Annotated in this window: 15 protein-coding genes and 1 pseudogene; 5 read left to right on the forward strand and 11 right to left on the reverse strand. The window is 60.6% G+C overall.

Annotated features, from left to right (window positions below):
* Positions 1-160: 160 nt before the first annotated feature.
* The 4 genes and pseudogenes from AC07RO_RS13105 to AC07RO_RS13120 all read right to left on the reverse strand — a co-directional run bounded on the left by AC07RO_RS13105 (position 161) and on the right by AC07RO_RS13120 (position 2,673).
* Positions 161-535, reverse strand: coding sequence for a helicase (locus tag AC07RO_RS13105; protein WP_282365388.1), 375 nt, complete (start codon positions 533-535; stop codon positions 161-163).
* Positions 536-864: 329 nt separating this feature from the next.
* Positions 865-1,134 (reverse strand): annotated as a pseudogene (locus AC07RO_RS13110) (HU family DNA-binding protein); the annotation flags it as partial.
* Between the two features lie 188 nt (positions 1,135-1,322).
* Positions 1,323-2,471 (reverse strand): NAD(P)/FAD-dependent oxidoreductase, encoded by a 1,149-nt coding sequence (locus tag AC07RO_RS13115; RefSeq protein WP_282365389.1) that lies wholly within the window; start codon positions 2,469-2,471, stop codon positions 1,323-1,325.
* Between the two features lie 34 nt (positions 2,472-2,505).
* Entirely contained in the window at positions 2,506-2,673 is a 168-nt protein-coding gene (locus AC07RO_RS13120) for a rubredoxin (RefSeq protein WP_002555879.1), read from the reverse strand.
* Positions 2,674-3,047: 374 nt separating this feature from the next.
* Here AC07RO_RS13120 and AC07RO_RS13125 point away from each other — a divergent pair, with 374 nt between their 5' ends.
* The gene (locus tag AC07RO_RS13125) at positions 3,048-3,626 is read left to right on the forward strand and encodes a chorismate--pyruvate lyase family protein (protein ID WP_495086234.1); all 579 of its coding nucleotides are present in this window, start codon (positions 3,048-3,050) and stop codon (positions 3,624-3,626) included.
* Complete coding sequence (ubiA, locus tag AC07RO_RS13130; protein ID WP_192174554.1) at positions 3,626-4,516, forward strand: 4-hydroxybenzoate octaprenyltransferase; 891 nt, start codon at positions 3,626-3,628, stop codon at positions 4,514-4,516. Before AC07RO_RS13125 ends, ubiA begins: the two co-directional genes overlap by 1 nt.
* A 35-nt stretch (positions 4,517-4,551) precedes the next feature.
* Here the strand turns inward: ubiA and AC07RO_RS13135 are convergent, their stop codons facing one another.
* Positions 4,552-4,932 (reverse strand): COG4315 family predicted lipoprotein, encoded by a 381-nt coding sequence (locus AC07RO_RS13135; protein WP_122534187.1) that lies wholly within the window; start codon positions 4,930-4,932, stop codon positions 4,552-4,554.
* A 170-nt stretch (positions 4,933-5,102) separates the two neighbouring features.
* On the opposite strand from AC07RO_RS13135, the gene phoB reads away from it, so the two are divergent.
* From phoB to AC07RO_RS13150, 3 genes are all read left to right on the forward strand, one after another.
* Complete coding sequence (phoB, locus tag AC07RO_RS13140) at positions 5,103-5,792, forward strand: phosphate regulon transcriptional regulator PhoB (protein ID WP_037016751.1); 690 nt, start codon at positions 5,103-5,105, stop codon at positions 5,790-5,792.
* Positions 5,793-5,882: 90 nt separating this feature from the next.
* Complete coding sequence (gene phoR / locus AC07RO_RS13145) at positions 5,883-7,142, forward strand: phosphate regulon sensor histidine kinase PhoR (RefSeq protein WP_244656054.1); 1,260 nt, start codon at positions 5,883-5,885, stop codon at positions 7,140-7,142.
* Positions 7,143-7,242: 100 nt separating this feature from the next.
* On the forward strand, positions 7,243-8,583 hold the full coding sequence (locus AC07RO_RS13150) for a hemolysin family protein (RefSeq protein WP_192174552.1): 1,341 nt from the start codon (positions 7,243-7,245) through the stop codon (positions 8,581-8,583).
* A gap of 19 nt (positions 8,584-8,602) precedes the next feature.
* Here the strand turns inward: AC07RO_RS13150 and AC07RO_RS13155 are convergent, their stop codons facing one another.
* From AC07RO_RS13155 to AC07RO_RS13180, 6 genes are all read right to left on the reverse strand, one after another.
* Positions 8,603-9,511 carry a peptidoglycan DD-metalloendopeptidase family protein gene (locus AC07RO_RS13155; RefSeq protein ID WP_495086235.1) on the reverse strand — a complete coding sequence of 303 codons (909 nt, stop codon included), beginning with the start codon at positions 9,509-9,511 and terminating at the stop codon, positions 8,603-8,605.
* Between the two features lie 278 nt (positions 9,512-9,789).
* Positions 9,790-10,695 (reverse strand): response regulator, encoded by a 906-nt coding sequence (locus AC07RO_RS13160; RefSeq protein WP_423571990.1) that lies wholly within the window; start codon positions 10,693-10,695, stop codon positions 9,790-9,792.
* Positions 10,696-10,868: 173 nt separating this feature from the next.
* Positions 10,869-11,627 (reverse strand): phosphate signaling complex protein PhoU, encoded by a 759-nt coding sequence (gene phoU / locus AC07RO_RS13165; protein ID WP_133773894.1) that lies wholly within the window; start codon positions 11,625-11,627, stop codon positions 10,869-10,871.
* 51 nt (positions 11,628-11,678) lie between these two features.
* Positions 11,679-12,512: a phosphate ABC transporter ATP-binding protein PstB gene (gene pstB, locus AC07RO_RS13170; RefSeq protein ID WP_065988194.1), complete on the reverse strand. Its 834-nt coding sequence runs from the start codon at positions 12,510-12,512 to the stop codon at positions 11,679-11,681.
* 104 nt (positions 12,513-12,616) lie between these two features.
* Positions 12,617-14,287, reverse strand: a complete 1,671-nt coding sequence (pstA, locus tag AC07RO_RS13175) for a phosphate ABC transporter permease PstA (protein WP_495086236.1) — start codon at positions 14,285-14,287, stop codon at positions 12,617-12,619.
* Between the two features lie 15 nt (positions 14,288-14,302).
* Positions 14,303-16,588 (reverse strand): ABC transporter permease subunit, encoded by a 2,286-nt coding sequence (locus AC07RO_RS13180; RefSeq protein WP_346627392.1) that lies wholly within the window; start codon positions 16,586-16,588, stop codon positions 14,303-14,305.
* Positions 16,589-16,675 lie beyond the last annotated feature (87 nt).

Raw genomic sequence — 16,675 nt, forward strand, 5'->3', positions numbered from 1 at the left:
CTCACGAAGAGGCTGGAGCATTCAGCTATTTTCTGTGGTGACTCAGCATCAGTCTTCGCGAGCAAGCTCGCTCCCACAGGATCTGGGTTGACTCGACATCTCGAGCACGCCGCTGCACTCGTGGGAGTGAGCTTGCTCACGAAGAGGCCTGAGCATTCAACTATTTCTTCTTCCTCGGCTTCAAATACTTCGTCAGCCCCTGGAACCACATCACCAGTCCCGCGTTGCCGGCGACCAGGATGTCCTTGTCCTGAATGCCCTGCATGAATGCGAGCTGCTTGTTCCGGGCCTGCATTGTGGCGAAGCCGTAATCGGCGTCTTTGAAAGAGATCACGAACGCAGGCGCCGCAAAGGTGCCAGCGCGACTCTTGACGCGCTGATCGCGCACGATGAAGTGCCGGGCGATCTTGCCGTCAGCCGTCTGCAACTGGAAAGCCAGATCCTTCCCCGCGAGTTGCTGCTGAAACGCGGGATTATTGCGACTGGCGCGGGCCATCAACAGGCCCAACATCCAGAGTAGAAAACGAAACTTCATGCGTGGGCCTCATGGGATCAGCGGCGGTCAGGGTGACCAGCCGCAGTGTAGCGAGCTTGATTGTCCGGCGCGCAGGCAGAACCGGTCAGTCGCAAAGTGGCGGGCTAGACGGGACGCGCAGGTCGGCGCCGGTCGATTCACAGCCCATAAAAAAATGGGCACGCCGACTGATCGGTATGCCCATTTCCATGCTGCTCGCCCTCCGCAGAGCGCTCAGCGAATTACTTTTTCTTTGCTGCGGGTGCCTTGGCCGCTGCGGCCTTGGCTGGCTTGGCATCTTTGGCGGCTGCAGCCGGCTTGGCTGGTTTGGCTGGCTTTGTCGAGTCCGGATTGACGCTGTCTTTGAGAAACTTGCCCGGCTTGAATGCCACCGTGTTGCTGGCCTTGATCTTGACGGGCTCACCGGTCTGAGGGTTCTTGCCGGTGCGGGCGCCACGATGACGTTGCAAGAAAGTGCCGAAGCCAACCAGCGTGACGCTGTCCTTTTTGTGCAGCGCGTTGGTGATTTCGTCGAGCACCGCGTTGAGTACGCGATTGGCTTGTTCTTTGGTGAGATCTGCTTTCTCGGCAATAGCCGCTGCGAGTTCTGGTTTACGCATATAAAGCCTCTTTTACGGTTTTTTGTTTTTATGTCCCGTGCAGCCCTTGCGGACAGCGAGCAGGTGCCGCAACAGCTCTACGTTGCGGCAGACAGGAATGAGAATGGCACGCCACCGGGACCCGCGCCAGTACGTGGGCCACGTTTGTTTCAACTAAAAGATGGCTTATCCGACAGAACGACTGTTAATCATGCCAGCAGCGGGGGCAAAGCCTTGTTCAGGGCGAGCTTGTCCATCACCGCCGCGCCTGTCAGCGCGTAACCCAGCAGGTTGCCGTCGCTGTCCAGACACAGTGCCTTGATGTCGGCGCCCTCACCTTCCACGGTCCAGACACCTACCGAGCCCTTGGGCGGCGGCGACACTACCAGCGGGCAAACCGGCGTTTTCACCGTGACCGGCATGGGGCCATATTTGACGGGTGTGAGCGTGCCGGCGAGGGTTTGCGCCAATGCCCGGGCGCAGTTCATCAGCGGCATGACGTAAAGCAGATTCAGGCCATCAACTTCAGCGCAGTCGCCCAGTGCATAGATATTGGCGTGGGAGGTCTGCAAATGCCGATCGACCACAACGCCACGCCCGATCTCCAGGCCGGCCGCTGCGGCGAGATCAGTGCGGGGGCGCAGGCCGATCGCCGATACCACCAGATCGCAGTGAAGCACCTCGCCATCCGACAGGTGCGCCTCGAGCCCGTCGTCGGCACGATCAAGCCGTGTCAGCAAGGGGCCGAGATGAAAACGCGCGCCCAGGCTTTCCAGCCCGGCCTGTACCGCTGCGGCAGCCGCAGGGTGCAGCAACGTCGGCATCACCTGCTCGCACGGCGCAACCAGGTCGATTTCGTAACCGCCCAGGATCAGATCGTTGGCGAACTCGCAGCCGATCAGGCCTGCGCCCAGAATCAGCACTCTCTTCTTGCCGGCGGCTGCAGCACGGAAACGCGCGTAATCCTCCAGATCATTGATCGGGAATATGGCATCGGCGGCATCACCGGCCACCGGCACGCGCACAGTTTCCGCGCCCCACGCCAGAATCAGATCGCGGTACGGGACCGCTTCCTCGCCGATCCACAGACGCTTGTGACCCGGATCGATGCCGCTGACACGGGTGTGCGTGCGCACCTCGGCCTTGAGCTGCTCGGCCATGGCGCCTGGCTCGGCCATGCTCAAGCCGTCGGCTTCTTTATTTTTGCCAAAGCCGGTGGACAGCATGGGTTTGGAGTACGAACGGCCGTCATCGGCGGTGATCAGCAACAGCGGCGTCTCGCCATCCAGCTTGCGAAATTCGCGGGCGAGGTTATAGCCCGCCAGCCCGGTACCGATGATCACGACAGGTGCGTTCATTCATTTCTCCAGAGGGGTCGTGGAAGTCGGCGGATCAGCCGATTTCGATCATCTCAAAATCCATTTTGCCAACGCCGCAGTCAGGGCACAGCCAGTCTTCCGGCACATCCTGCCAGAGCGTGCCCGGCGCGATGCCGTCATCCGGCCAACCGTCGGCTTCGTTGTAGATCAGGCCACAGACTATGCATTGCCACTTTTTCATTGGTCGGTTCTCTTGGTTTCAGGCTAGACGTCCCAGACGCTCCGCTGTCATCGCGAAGTTTATCGAATGGGTCAGGCCTTTTACTGATCACAAGGCGATGACGCAAGTTTCATTGATGCGCGACTCGCGCGCTTTTCGGAGGATTGGCTCCACCTGCGATGGCGTCGAGCGTCATGCCGCAAGATTGATAGCGCCCAAACCGGCCTCTTCCCGGCTGAAGCCGGTCCTACGAACACCGCATATGCCTGTAGGACTGGCTTTAGCCGGGAATGCGTCAAGTTTCTCAGCGCAGCAATGGGGGTGCTCCGGTCGTCGGTCAAAAATCGCAATCATGCTAAGCTCGCCGCCTCGATTGCCGCCTGTGTTTGTCTCCCGTGATTCAGCAAACCCCTGCATTTCCAGCGCCCGAGTGGCTTTTGCGCGATCAGTTGATCGAAGTACCCTCGCCTGTCGTTCTTGAGTGGCTGTTCCACGAAGATTCCCTGACCCGACGCCTGACTCGGTTCTCTGACAATCATTTCTGCGTGCAGCCGCAGTTCGAAGGCTGGCAACGCCTGCGTGATGATGAGTGCGCCGCGTTGCACTTGCCTGAGGGCAGCGAAGGCTGGGTGCGTGAAGTCTATCTGCTGGGCCGTGATGAACGATGGGTGTTTGCCCGCAGTGTCGCCGCCCGCAGCGCGCTAGAGCATGACGGCCTGCACATGGACGAACTCGGCACCCGATCGCTGGGCGAACTGCTGTTCAGCGATAAAGCCTTCGCCCGCGGCCCGCTGCAGGTCTGCCGCTATCCTGCGCAATGGCTGCCCGTGATTGACGCACAGCCGGGCTTGTGGGGACGCCGCTCCTGTTTCAGCCGGGGGATTTTGAGCATTCTGGTGGCGGAAGTGTTTCTGCCCACCGCATGGCGCGCCATCGAAGCCAACCTTCCACTGCATGCCCAAGAGGGCCGCTGATGTACCTGTCGTTGCTCAAATCCCTGAACCGTCTGCACCCACGCGCCTGGGACTTCATCCAGCTCACGCGCATCGACAAGCCCATCGGCATTTATCTGTTGCTTTGGCCGACCTTGTGGGCGGTCTGGATTGCAGGCAAAGGCTCGCCTTCCCTGAGCACGCTGCTGATTTTCGTCATCGGCGTGTTCCTGATGCGCGCGGCGGGCTGCGTGATCAACGACTTCGCCGACCGCAAGGTGGACGGCCACGTCAAACGCACCGAGCAACGGCCGTTGGTGAGTGGCAGGGTGACGTCAAAGGAAGCGCTGATTCTGTTCGCCGTGTTGGTGGGGCTGAGCTTTGTGCTGGTGTTGTTCACTAACGCGACGACGATCTGGCTGTCGTTCGGCGGTCTTGCCCTCGCGGCATGCTACCCGTTCATGAAGCGCTATACCTACTACCCGCAAGTGGTATTGGGCGCTGCGTTTTCATGGGGCATGCCGATGGCGTTTACCGCAGAGACCGGCGAGCTGCCCGCTGCCGCGTGGCTGCTGTACATCGCCAATCTGCTGTGGACGGTGGGATATGACACGTATTACGCGATGACGGATCGCGAGGACGACTTGAAGATCGGCGTAAAATCCACGGCCGTGCTGTTCGGCGACGCGGATCGGGTGATCATCCTGACGCTGCAATGCCTGGCGCTGTTCTGCCTGATGCTGGCGGGTACACGCTTTGAGCTGGGCCTGTACTTCTTCATCGGCCTGCTGGTGGCCGCGGGATGCTTTGGCTGGGAATTCTGGTCGACGCGGGACAAAGACCCGCAGGCCTGCTTCAAGGCTTTTCTGCACAACCACTGGGCGGGGCTGGCGATTTTCATCGGTATCGTTCTGGACTACGCGCTGCGCTGACCGATTCGGGCCGACGCAGCGCGCGAAGGCTCAGATCATGGCTTGGCGATGTGCCAGACGTCGCCCTTGCCGTCGCCGGTTTTGTCGCCAGCAGCCTTATCGCTTTTGAAAAAGTACAGCGGCTTGCCCTTGTAAACCCACTGCGAGGCGCCGTCATCGCGCTTGATAATGGTCCAGTCGCCCTCAGGCTTGTCGCTTGCTGTGGCAGTCAGCGGCGGCCAGTTGGTTGCGCACTGATCGTTGCAGACGGACTTGCCTGCAGAGGTGTCCTTATCAAAGGTATAGAGCGTCATGCCTTTGTGGTCGGTAAGCATGCCGTCACTGGTCATCGCCGGCGCAGCAGCGAATGCCATGCCGGAAGATGCTAACGCTGCCGCCGCCAAAAGGCGCATCAGAGCAGAAGAAATTTTAGCCATGGATGAATCCTCTTCTTGTTTGTCGTTGTATGGACATTTCTTGTAGGACAAGTCGCCAGCTTAGCGCTAGACCGGCGAATACGCCTAGCTCGAACTAACCTGTCACACGACTGCAATAATTCCGTTATCTAATGCGCCCCAAGACAGTTAAATGACATGAGGTTCGAGGCATGGTTGGCAGGAGCATTCTGATCGTCGACGACGAGGCGCCCATTCGCGAAATGATTGCCGTCGCACTGGAAATGGCCGGCTATGACTGCATTGAGGCTGAGAATTCGCAACAGGCCCACGCCGTTATCGTCGACCGCAAGCCGGACCTCATCCTGCTGGACTGGATGCTGCCGGGCACATCCGGCATCGAGCTGGCACGCCGCCTGAAACGTGACGAGCTGACCGGTGACATCCCGATCATCATGCTCACGGCCAAAGGCGAAGAGGACAACAAGATTCAGGGCCTCGAAGTCGGCGCCGACGACTACATCACCAAACCCTTCTCTCCCCGCGAACTGGTCGCCCGCCTCAAGGCCGTGCTCCGCCGGGCTGCCCCGAACGATGGCGAATCCCCGATCGAAGTCGGCGGTCTGCTGCTGGACCCGATCAGCCACCGCGTGACCATAGACGGCACACCTGCCGAGATGGGCCCGACCGAATACCGCCTGCTGCAATTCTTCATGACCCATCAGGAACGCGCCTACACCCGCGGGCAGCTGCTCGATCAGGTCTGGGGCGGAAATGTCTACGTGGAAGAGCGCACCGTGGATGTCCACATCCGGCGTCTGCGCAAAGCCCTCGGCGAGGCTTACGAAAATCTGGTACAAACCGTCCGCGGTACTGGTTACCGTTTCTCCACCAAAAGCTGAAAAAGCGTTTGGCAGCGATTCAGACCGCTGAAGACAAGGACGCGTTAATTGAATCACAACTGGCATGGCACCCTGATCCGCCACTTGCTGATGTTGGTCACAGCCTCGCTGCTGGCCGGTTTGATCAGCGGACATTACGGCGGGTGTCTGGCAATCGGTCTGGGGCTTTATCTGGCCTGGACCCTCAAACAGCTGCTGCGCCTGCATGACTGGCTTCGCCATCACAAACCCGACGAGCCGCCGCCCGATGGCTATGGCTTGTGGGGTGAAGTCTTCGACAGCATTTACCATTTACAGCGTCGCGATCAGCGCGTGCGTGGCCGCCTGCAAGCGGTTATCGACCGTGTCCAGGAATCCACCGCCGCGCTGAAAGATGCCGTGATCATGCTCGACAGCGACGGCAACCTGGAATGGTGGAACCGCGCGGCAGAAACCTTGCTGGGCCTGAAGACGCCCCAGGACAGCGGTCAGCCGGTGACCAACCTGGTGCGCCACCCGCGCTTCAAGGAGTACTTCGCGCACGCCAACTATGCCGAGCCGCTGGAGATCCCGTCGCCGGTCAATGACCGCCTGCGCATTCAGATGCTGATCACCCGCTACGGCAACAACGAGCATTTAATGCTGGTGCGCGACGTGACGCGTATGCATCAGCTGGAGCAGATGCGCAAAGACTTCGTCGCCAACGTGTCCCACGAGCTGCGCACACCGTTGACGGTCATCTGCGGGTACCTGGAGACGCTGCTGGATAACGTCGAAGAAGTGAATCCGCGTTGGGTCCGTGCGTTGCAGCAAATGCATCAGCAAGGCGGACGCATGCAGACGTTGCTTAACGATCTCCTGCTGCTGGCCAAGCTGGAAGCCACCGATTACCCGTCCGACAATCAGCCCGTCGCCGTGTCGTCGCTGCTGCAGAGCATCACCAATGATGCCCAGGCGCTGTCGGGGAGCAAGAACCAGCAGATCACCCTGGAGCTGGAAAGCGACGTCAGCCTCAAGGGCAGCGAGGCGGAGCTGCGCAGCGCGTTCTCCAACCTGATCTTCAACGCGGTCAAATACACGCCCGCAGAGGGCAAGATCCGCATCCGCTGGTGGAGTGACGGGCGTGGCGCGCACCTGAGCGTGCAGGACTCCGGCATCGGCATCGACAGCAAACATATCCCGCGCCTGACCGAGCGCTTCTACCGCGTCGACTCCAGCCGCGCGTCAAACACCGGCGGAACAGGCCTGGGCCTGGCGATCGTCAAGCACGTGCTGCTGCGCCACCGCGCGGTACTGGAAATCAACAGCGTCCCCGGCAAGGGCAGTGTGTTTATCTGCAACTTTGCCCCGGCCCAGATGACCAAAGCCTAGGCAAGCCTGTAGATAGCCGTTAAATTGCGTCCCTTGTGCCCTCCAATTGTGAGGGCTTGTTTCATTCCACACTTCAAAACGGAACCTGCAAAACCCCATCATGGACCCTTCCCCTGGTATCAGCCTGGCTTCACTCTTCGCCGATTTCGGCATGATTCTTTTCGCAATGGTGTTGGTTCTGCTCAACGGATTTTTCGTTGCGGCCGAGTTCGCCATGGTCAAACTGCGCTCCACCCGTGTCGAGTCCATTGCCGAGAAAAACGGCTGGCGTGGACGCATTCTGCGCACCGTTCACAGTCAGCTCGATGCTTATCTGTCGGCCTGCCAGCTGGGTATTACGCTGGCGTCGCTGGGGCTGGGCTGGGTCGGCGAGCCGGCGTTCGCGCACCTGCTGGCGCCGTTGCTCGAGACGGTCGGCGTGGAATCGCCTGAAGTCGTCAAAGGCGTGTCGTTCTTCAGCGCCTTTTTCATGATTTCGTACCTGCACATCGTGGTGGGTGAGCTGGCCCCGAAATCCTGGGCCATTCGCAAACCCGAGTTGTTGTCGCTGTGGACGGCAGTGCCGCTCTACCTCTTCTATTGGGCGATGTACCCGGCCATTTACCTGCTCAACGCCAGTGCCAACGGCATTCTGCGCATCGCAGGCCAAGGCGAACCCGGCCCCCACCACGAGCACCATTACAGCCGTGAAGAGCTCAAGCTGATCCTGCACTCAAGCCGCGGTCAGGACCCAAGCGACCAGGGCATGCGCGTGCTGGCCTCCGCCGTGGAAATGGGCGAGCTGGAAGTGGTGGACTGGGCCAATTCCCGCGAAGACATGGTCTCGCTGGAATTCAACGCCCCGCTCAAAGAAATCCTCGCGATGTTCCGTCGGCACAAGTTCAGCCGGTACCCGGTGTACGACTCGGACCGCAATGAATTCGTGGGCCTGTTGCACATCAAGGACCTGCTGCTGGAGCTGGCGGCGCTGGACCACATCCCCGAGTCGTTCAACCTCGCCGAGCTCACGCGGCCGCTGGAGCGCGTGTCCAAGCACATGCCGTTGTCGCGCCTGCTCGAGCAGTTCCGTCAGGGCGGCGCGCACTTTGCGCTGGTCGAGGAAGCCGACGGCAAGATCATCGGTTACCTGACGATGGAGGACGTTCTGGAAGTGCTGGTGGGCGACATTCAGGACGAACACCGCAAGGCCGAGCGCGGGATCCTGGCCTATCAGCCGGGCAAGCTGCTGGTACGGGGGGATACGCCGCTGTTCAAGGTCGAGCGCCTGCTGGGCATCGATCTGGACCACGTTGAAGCCGAGACCCTCGCAGGCCTGATCTACGACAGCCTCAAGCGCGTGCCTGAGGAAGAGGAAGTCATGGAGGTCGAAGGCCTGCGCATCATCATCAAGAAGATGAAAGGCCCGAAGATCGTGCTGGCGAAGGTGTTGAAGCTGGATTGACCTGCCCGCCAGCAGATCATCAATTGCCGCCAATCGCGAAGTTAGGCAGGCTCTGGACCGGTTGCGAGAATTCGTACGGGATCGACTCCAGCGCCAGCCCGACATTGCGCTGCACCACGAAGTGCAAATGCGGGCCGGTGCTGTTGCCGGTGTTGCCGGACCGTCCGAGCGGCGCGCCCACTGCCACATGCTGGCCTTCCTTGACGCTCACCGATCCCTGCTGCAGATGCAGATAAACGCCCATCGTGCCGTCGTCGTGCAGGATGCGCACGAAGTTGCCCGTTGGATTGGCGCCTCGACCTGACTGGGCATTCTCGGTCTTGATCACGGTACCGCCCCGCGCAGCGATGATCTGCGTGCCTTCGGGCATGGCGATGTCGATCGCGTAGCGGCTCTTGGCGCCTACGTGGCTGTAGGACCCATTGGCACCCTGACTGATGCGAAACGGCCCGCCCACCCATGGCAACGGATAGCGATAGGCAAATCCGTTCGCTGACACGCCGCGCTGCGGGTCGCCGACGATGGATCGCAGACTGGGCTTGTAGGCCATGGCCTTGCTGGCGACTTGTGGGCTGAGGGCGATAAGGCGTTCGTTGCTGCGCGCTGGAATTGTGCGGCGAATGACTTGGTCCGACACGCCCACCACGTTCTTCACCCCGGCCAGACGCAGCTCGACTTCCACGGGCGCGTAGAGATCATTGCGAACATAAAGGCTGTCACTGCCATTGGCTTTCTTCACGCTCAGGCGCACTTGGGAGTCGATGCGCTCGACCATACGCTCGCGAAGCTTCATCACCTCCGCGCCACGCACAGGCTGGTCGGTAAACGACACGACGCCATTGGCATCGGTGAACCGATAGATCGTGACGGCCCCGGCGGTCTGCGTGGCCAGCAGTAAGGCACAGACAACCAGCACGCGCTCTAACATCGGGATAGACCTGGTGAGTGGACGATTGGCGCCCAGCCTAACAGCGATGCCGACGCAATTGGACTCATCCGAATCAATCGGTAATAGACGAAGCGTCAAGGAAATCGCGTCAGCACAGGGCGCGATCGGAATTGCAATTTCTATGCTGGATAGAGTGGGAGTGAGCTTGCTCGCGAAGATGGACGCCCGACCGCACCAAATTTAGCGGATGTACCGGTCTCATCGCGAGCAAGGTGGAGCGCCATCCCGGTCGCTCCCCCAGGTGAATGCGCAGCGGATCAGGCGCCCGGCACGAAGTGCTTCTGCGCGGTGCCACGGGCAATCAGGCGCGACAGGTAATCAAGCTTCTGGGTGTCCTTGTCGACGAAGCGGAAGGTGACCTGCAGCCACTCGCTGTCCGGCTTCTGCTCGAACGCGGCAATCGCGTGCAGATAACCATTGAGACGCGCCACCTCGGCGTTCTCGCCCTGCTCCAGATCGAGCACGGCGCTTTCGAGGATCTGCGGCAGGACATCGCCGCGGCGGACCAGCAGCGAGGCTTCCTTGAGGGTCAGCGCTTTGATAACGCAGGGCTGGTTCCCGCTCGGAAGACGCAACTGACCCTGACCACGACCGGTGGGTGCGGCGGCAGGAGCCGCCTTTGCGATCGGCTGGACCATAGGCTGAGCAGCCTGGGGTGCTGCCGACGCAGTGGGTGAAGCGCTGACGGTTTCAGGGCGGTTACCTGTCAGTGCGCCAAGCGAGTCATTGGCAAACGCCGCATTGACGCGGGCCGGGCCACTGGACATCAACGCGTCGAGTTTGCCGACCTTGTGCAGCGCTTTCTTGACCTTGGTCAGCAGTTGCTCGTTGGTGAACGGCTTGCCGATGAAGTCGGAGACGCCGGCCTGGATCGCCTGGATCACGTTTTCCTTGTCGCCACGGCTGGTGACCATGATGAAAGGCATGGTCTTCAGGTTGTCCTGCTGGCGGCACCAGGTCAGCAATTCGAGCCCGGACATTTCGGGCATTTCCCAATCACAGAGCACCAGATCAAACACTTCACGGCTGAGCAGCACTTGCGCCTTGCGACCATTGACTGCGTCTTCCAGAGCGATTCCCGGGAAGGCATTGCGCAGGCCTTTCTTGACCAGATCACGGATGAACGGCGCGTCATCCACCACCAATACACTGACTTTACTCATCGACGCTCCTGATGGCGTGTTCACCGTAAATGGCGAGCATTCGCTGGCGGGTGGCCAGCTGCCAAACTGTTTGACGACACCGGGACTTTTATTCGCGGGTGACTTGAAAAATATGGGCAGACCGGAGAAACAAAAACGCCCGGCGGTCGCCAGGCGTTTTTTCTCAGGCAATCTTATTTATCGTCAGGCGTGTCCAGAACATTAATCCTTTCGGCGGTCAGGCCTTTCACTTCTTCCTGCATGCGCTTGAGGCCCAGGTGGCGGACATCGGTACCGCGCACCAGGTAGATCACCAGTTCGGAGATGTTGCGCGCATGATCACCGATACGCTCCAGGGAACGCAGGACCCAGATCACATTCAACACGCGGGATATCGAGCGCGGATCTTCCATCATGTAGGTGACCAGCTCACGCAATGCGGTCTTGTACTCGCGGTCGATGTTCTTGTCGTACTGCGCAACCGACAACGCCAGATCGGCGTCGAAGCGGGCGAACGAGTCCAGTGCATCGCGCACCATCTTGCTGACTTGATCGCTGATGTGGCGCACTTCGACGTAACCACGCGGCGACTCACCCTCTTCGCACAGCTGAATCGCACGGCGAGCGATCTTGGTGGACTCATCGCCAATGCGCTCAAGGTCGATGACCGACTTGGAGATGCTGATGATCAGACGCAGGTCGGACGCGGCAGGCTGACGACGGGCCAGAATGCGCAGGCACTCTTCATCGATGTTGCGCTCCATCTGGTTGATGCGGTCGTCCACCTCGCGCACCCGCTGGGCCAGGCCCGAGTCGGCTTCGATCAACGCGGTGACCGCATCGTTGACCTGCTTCTCGACCAGACCACCCATTTCCAGCAGGTGGCTGCGAACTTCTTCCAGTTCAGCGTTGAACTGCTGGGAGATGTGATGTGTATGGCTGTCTTTGATCATGAGTGTCCGTCCGATTGATTGCGCGGTGGTTCAAGGCTGACGAAACACGTACTAGCCGTAACGACCGGTTATGTAGTCTTCAGTCTGCTTTTTGGTCGGATTGGTGAACAACGTATCGGTGTCCCCGTATTCGACCACCTTGCCCATGTGCAGAAACGCGGTGTAATCCGACACGCGCGCCGCCTGCTGCATGTTGTGGGTAACGATCACAATGGTGTATTTGGATTTCAGTTCGTAGATCAACTCTTCGACTTTCAGGGTCGAAATCGGGTCGAGCGCGGAGCACGGCTCATCGAGCAGCAGCACTTCGGGTTCGACGGCGATGGTGCGGGCGATCACCAGACGTTGCTGCTGACCACCCGAAAGTCCGAGCGCCGACTCATGCAGGCGGTCCTTGACCTCGTCCCACAGTGCGGCGCCACGCAAGGCCCACTCGACGGCCTCATCGAGCACGCGCTTTTTGTTCACGCCCTGAATACGCAGCCCGTAGACCACGTTCTCGTAAACGGTCTTGGGGAACGGGTTGGGCTTCTGGAACACCATGCCGACCCGGCGACGCAACTCGGCGACGTCTTCACCTTTGGTGTAGATGTCGTGGCCATAGAGCTTGATCTCGCCCTGTACGCGACAGCCGTCCACCAGATCGTTCATGCGGTTGAAGGTGCGCAGCAAGGTGGACTTGCCACACCCGGACGGCCCGATGAACGAGGTCACGCGCTGTTTCGGGATGTTCATGCGGATGTCGAACAGCGCCTGCTTCTCGCCATAGAAGAGATCCAGCCCCGGCACTTCCAGCGCAACGGCTTCGTTCGCCAGATCCAGCACCTGGCGCTTGCGACCCAGGGCCGACATGTTGATGCCGTGGGCGTGGGGTTCGTGTTGCATGGTCTCTCTCCGTTCGTAGCTGCAAGCCTCTAGCCGCAAGCTGCAAATGTGGTGCTGATACGGTATGCGGCTTTTCAGCGTGCCGCTTGAAGCGTGTGGCCGACTCAGTCTTCGAAAGCCTTGTACTTGTCGCGCAGGCGGTTGCGAATCGTCACCGCCGACAGGTTCAGCAGCGCGATCACCAGCACCAGCAGCAGCGCCGTGGCGTACACCAGCGGGCGCGCGGCCTCGACGTTGGGGCTTTGAAAACCGACATCGTAGATATGAAAACCCAGGTGCATGATCTTCTGGTCGAGGTGCAGGTACGGGTAATTGCCGTCCAGCGGCAACGACGGCGCCATCTTGACCACACCCACCAGCATCAGCGGCGCCACTTCACCGGCCGCTCGAGCGACGGCCAGGATCAGACCGGTCATCATGGCCGGGCTGGCCATCGGCAAAACGATCTTCCACAGCGTTTCGGCCTTGGTCGCGCCCAAAGCCAGCGAGCCCTCGCGCAGCGTCAGCGGGATGCGCGCCAGGCCTTCTTCGGTGGCAACGATCACCACCGGCACGGCGAGGAGCGCCAGGGTCAACGATGCCCACAGCAAGCCCGGTGTGCCGAACGTCGGCGCCGGCAGGGCTTCGGGGAAGAACAGCTGATCCAGAGATCCGCCCAGCACGTAAACGAAAAAGCCCAGCCCGAACACGCCGTAGACGATGGCAGGGACGCCCGCGAGGTTGTTCACCGCGATGCGGATCAAGCGCGTCATCACGCCCTGGCGCGCGTACTCACGCAGATACACAGCGGCGAGCACGCCAAAGGGCGTCACGATGACGGCCATGATCAGCGTCATCATCACGGTGCCGAAGATCGCCGGGAAAATCCCGCCCTCCGTATTGGCCTCGCGCGGGTCGTCGCTGAGGAACTCCCAAAGCTTCTGAAAGTAGAACCCCAGCTTGGTCATCGTGCCCATGGCGTTGGGTTGATACGCGTGAACCACCTTGCCGATGCTGATCTCGATTTCTTTGCCGTTGGCGTCACGGGCCGTCAGGCTGTCGCGATTGTATTCGGCGTGCAACGCGCCCAGCCGCGATTCGACGTCCTTATAGCGCGCGTCGTATTCAGCGCGCTCAGTGGCCATGTCGGCCTGTGCGGCGGCATCGAGTTCGCCGTTGAGCTCAAGCTTGCGCGCCTGCAGCCGCAGCCGCTCGATGCCGTGGTTGATCGCGCCGATCTCGCCCTTCTCCAGGTCGTCCAGTTGATCGGAAATGCCCTGCACCCGCTCGATACGCGCCTGCAGTTGCGGCCATGCGGCTGCACCCTCGGCGACAACTTTGCCGTCTTCCTTGACGTTGACCAGATAGCCGTAGAAGTTGCCCCACTCGCGGCGCTCGAGGGTCATCAATTCCGCAGGCTTGCGCGGGTCCTTGAGCCACTCGCCAATGACCCAGTTGAAATCGCTGGGGCTGATATCCCGGTTGCCTACCTTGAACAGATCGCGGGTCATGAACTCGGGCCCCTGATCAGGAACCGGCAACCCGGCGGCCTTGAGCCTGGCGCGCGGCACTTGTTCAGACTGAACCAACTCGCCCACCAGCCCGTGGCTTTCCTGCCCGGGAACATCGTACCGGGCGGAAATGACATCGGCGGGCCAGAAATGCCCCAGCCCGCGGACGGCAATCACCGCCAGCAGGCCGATGGTCATGATCACCGCGATGGACACCGCACCCGCGCTCAACCAGACGCCGGGGCCGCCACTGTTGAACCACCGCTTGAGGGAGGTCTGCTTCATCGGTTTCAACCTGCCCTAGAGAGACGAATACTGCTTGCGCAGGCGCTGACGAATCAGCTCTGCCAAGGTATTCATGACAAATGTGAACATCAGCAGCACCAGGGCGGCGAGGAACAGCACGCGATAATGACTGCCGCCCACTTCCGACTCGGGCATCTCCACCGCCACATTGGCCGCAAGGGTGCGCATGCCTTCGAACAGGTTCATGTCCATGATCGGCGTGTTACCGGTGGCCATGAGCACAATCATGGTCTCGCCCACAGCGCGGCCCATGCCGATCATCAGCGCAGAAAAAATCCCCGGGCTGGCCGTGAGAATCACCACGCGAACCAGCGTCTGCCACGGCGTGGCGCCGAGGGCCAGTGAGCCGAGGGTCAGGCCACGCGGCACGCTGAACACAGCGTCCTCGGCAATCGAGTAAATGTTGGGGATGACCGCAAAACCCATCGCGATTCCGACCACCATTGCGTTGCGCTGGTCGTAGGTGATGCCCATATCGTTGGTGATCCACGCGCGCATGTCGCCGCCGAAGAACCAGTTCTCCAGATGCGGGCTCATGCTCAGTGAGACCCAGCCAATCAGCAGAATGACCGGAATCAGAATCGCACTTTCCCAGCCGTCGGGTACCCGCAGGCGAATCGAGTCAGGCAAGCGCGTCCAGCCAAATCCCGCCAGCAGAATGCCAATGGGGGTGAAGATCAGCAGGCTAAAGATGCCCGGCAAGTGCCCTTCCAGATACGGCGCCAGGAACAGCCCGGCGAAGAAGCCGAGAATGACCGTCGGCATCGCTTCCATCAGCTCGATGACCGGCTTGACCTTGCGACGCATGCGCGGCGCCATGAAGTAAGCCGTGTAGATAGCAGCGGCAACGGCGATCGGCGCCGCCAGCAGCATGGCGTAGAAGGCGGCTTTAAGCGTGCCGTAGGTGAGAGGCGCGAGGCTGAGCTTGGGCTCGAAGTCGCTGCTGGATGCGGTGGATTGCCAAACGTATTTGGGTTCGTCGTAGTTCTCGTACCAGACCTTGTCCCACAACGCGCTCCAGGAAATTTCCGGGTGCGGATTATTTAGGCTCAAGGGCAGCAGCTTGCCGCTGTCTTCAACGATGAGGCGATCCGCCCTCGGCGAAAGCCCCATGACAGCAGGGCCGCTGGCGATCGGGTCGATCAGCAGCGTGCGGTGGGCGGTGCTGTGAAATACGCCGAGCTTGCCGGAGGTGTCCATGGCAATGAACCCTTTGCGGCGCTGCTCGGCGGTGATCTGAGAAATCGGCGCGCCGCTCATTTTGAAGTCACGAATGTGCTGCAGACGCATCTCGCCATCGACGTCCCGCGCCATGAACCACTGCGCGACATTGCCTCTGGAACTGCCGATCACCAGCGAGATGCCGCCCACCAACTGCGTGCTGGCGGTGGTTTCGGCGTTGGCGTCTTCAAGCAGTTTGTAGCGGCCGTTCAGCGTGCGATCGCGCAGGTCGAACACATCCACCAGCGCGCGACCGTTGATCACGTACAGCCACTGCTGGCGCGGATCGACGTAGATGGCTTTGACCGCCGCCGACAGTTGCGGCAAGTCGATGCGGCTTTGCTCGCGATCGGTTTCGCCGGTCATCAGGTTTTCGGATTGGGTCAGCGACAACACGTGCAGCTCGGTACCGGTTGCACCGGCCAGAATCAGGGTCGTGTCGCTGGCATTCAGATTGACGTGCTCAAGCGCCCGCCCGCCTTCGTCCAGTACCAGCGGCGTCTCGCCGTAGGGATAGGTAATCGTGGGGGTGATGGTTTTCTTGTTGTCGGGATAGCTGATCGGATAAGCGTGCTTGAACACCAGTACCTGTCCGTTGGACAGGCCGACCGCGATCAAAGGCTTGCCGGGCTGATCCTGGGCCACCGACGTCACCTTCGCACCAGCGGGGATCGGCAAGGCCACGCGGGAAATTTCGCCGCCATCCTTGAGGTGGAAAAACAGCGCTTCGCCTTTGTCGGACACGCGCATGGCGACCTGATTCTGCTCTTCGATGACCAGCACCATCGGCTTGCCGGCATCTTGCAGCCAGGCGGGTGTTTGAGCATCGCTGCGCGTCAGTTTCGCCCCCTGAAACAACGGCGCGACGACGTAAGCCAGGTAGAAGAAGATCAGGGTGATGGCGGCCAACACCGCAAGACCGCCCACTAACACGTACCAACGCGTCAGGCGGTCTTTGAGCGCACGGATCCTGCGCTTGCGTTGCAGCTCGGGCGCATTGAAATCGATGCGCTCGGGACGGGGTTTTTCGGTCATTGATGAATTGGCCAAATCATTCATGCGCACACCGTAGCCACTCTGTATGACAAATACATGACAGCGAGGTGACGCAAAAAAGCCCGCCGCTCCTGAATCGGGGCAACGGAC

The sequence above is a fragment of the Pseudomonas sp. GW821-FHT07F05 genome, assembly GCF_059418765.1.

Excerpts from the sequence above, each read along its gene's own strand:
- AC07RO_RS13120 (WP_002555879.1), bottom strand. The coding sequence starts at position 2,673 with ATGAAAAAGTGGCAATGCATAGTCTGTGGCCTGATCTACAACGAAGCC.
- pstB (WP_065988194.1), bottom strand. The coding sequence starts at position 12,512 with ATGCAACACGAACCCCACGCCCACGGCATCAACATGTCGGCCCTGGGT.
- AC07RO_RS13160 (WP_423571990.1), bottom strand. The coding sequence starts at position 10,695 with ATGAGTAAAGTCAGTGTATTGGTGGTGGATGACGCGCCGTTCATCCGT.
- AC07RO_RS13115 (WP_282365389.1), bottom strand. The coding sequence starts at position 2,471 with ATGAACGCACCTGTCGTGATCATCGGTACCGGGCTGGCGGGCTATAAC.
- phoU (WP_133773894.1), bottom strand. The coding sequence starts at position 11,627 with ATGATCAAAGACAGCCATACACATCACATCTCCCAGCAGTTCAACGCT.
- AC07RO_RS13135 (WP_122534187.1), bottom strand. The coding sequence starts at position 4,932 with ATGGCTAAAATTTCTTCTGCTCTGATGCGCCTTTTGGCGGCGGCAGCG.
- AC07RO_RS13155 (WP_495086235.1), bottom strand. The coding sequence starts at position 9,511 with ATGTTAGAGCGCGTGCTGGTTGTCTGTGCCTTACTGCTGGCCACGCAG.
- phoB (WP_037016751.1), top strand. The coding sequence starts at position 5,103 with ATGGTTGGCAGGAGCATTCTGATCGTCGACGACGAGGCGCCCATTCGC.
- AC07RO_RS13105 (WP_282365388.1), bottom strand. The coding sequence starts at position 535 with ATGAAGTTTCGTTTTCTACTCTGGATGTTGGGCCTGTTGATGGCCCGC.
- ubiA (WP_192174554.1), top strand. The coding sequence starts at position 3,626 with ATGTACCTGTCGTTGCTCAAATCCCTGAACCGTCTGCACCCACGCGCC.
- phoR (WP_244656054.1), top strand. The coding sequence starts at position 5,883 with ATGTTGGTCACAGCCTCGCTGCTGGCCGGTTTGATCAGCGGACATTAC.
- AC07RO_RS13150 (WP_192174552.1), top strand. The coding sequence starts at position 7,243 with ATGGACCCTTCCCCTGGTATCAGCCTGGCTTCACTCTTCGCCGATTTC.
- AC07RO_RS13180 (WP_346627392.1), bottom strand. The coding sequence starts at position 16,588 with ATGAATGATTTGGCCAATTCATCAATGACCGAAAAACCCCGTCCCGAG.
- pstA (WP_495086236.1), bottom strand. The coding sequence starts at position 14,287 with ATGAAGCAGACCTCCCTCAAGCGGTGGTTCAACAGTGGCGGCCCCGGC.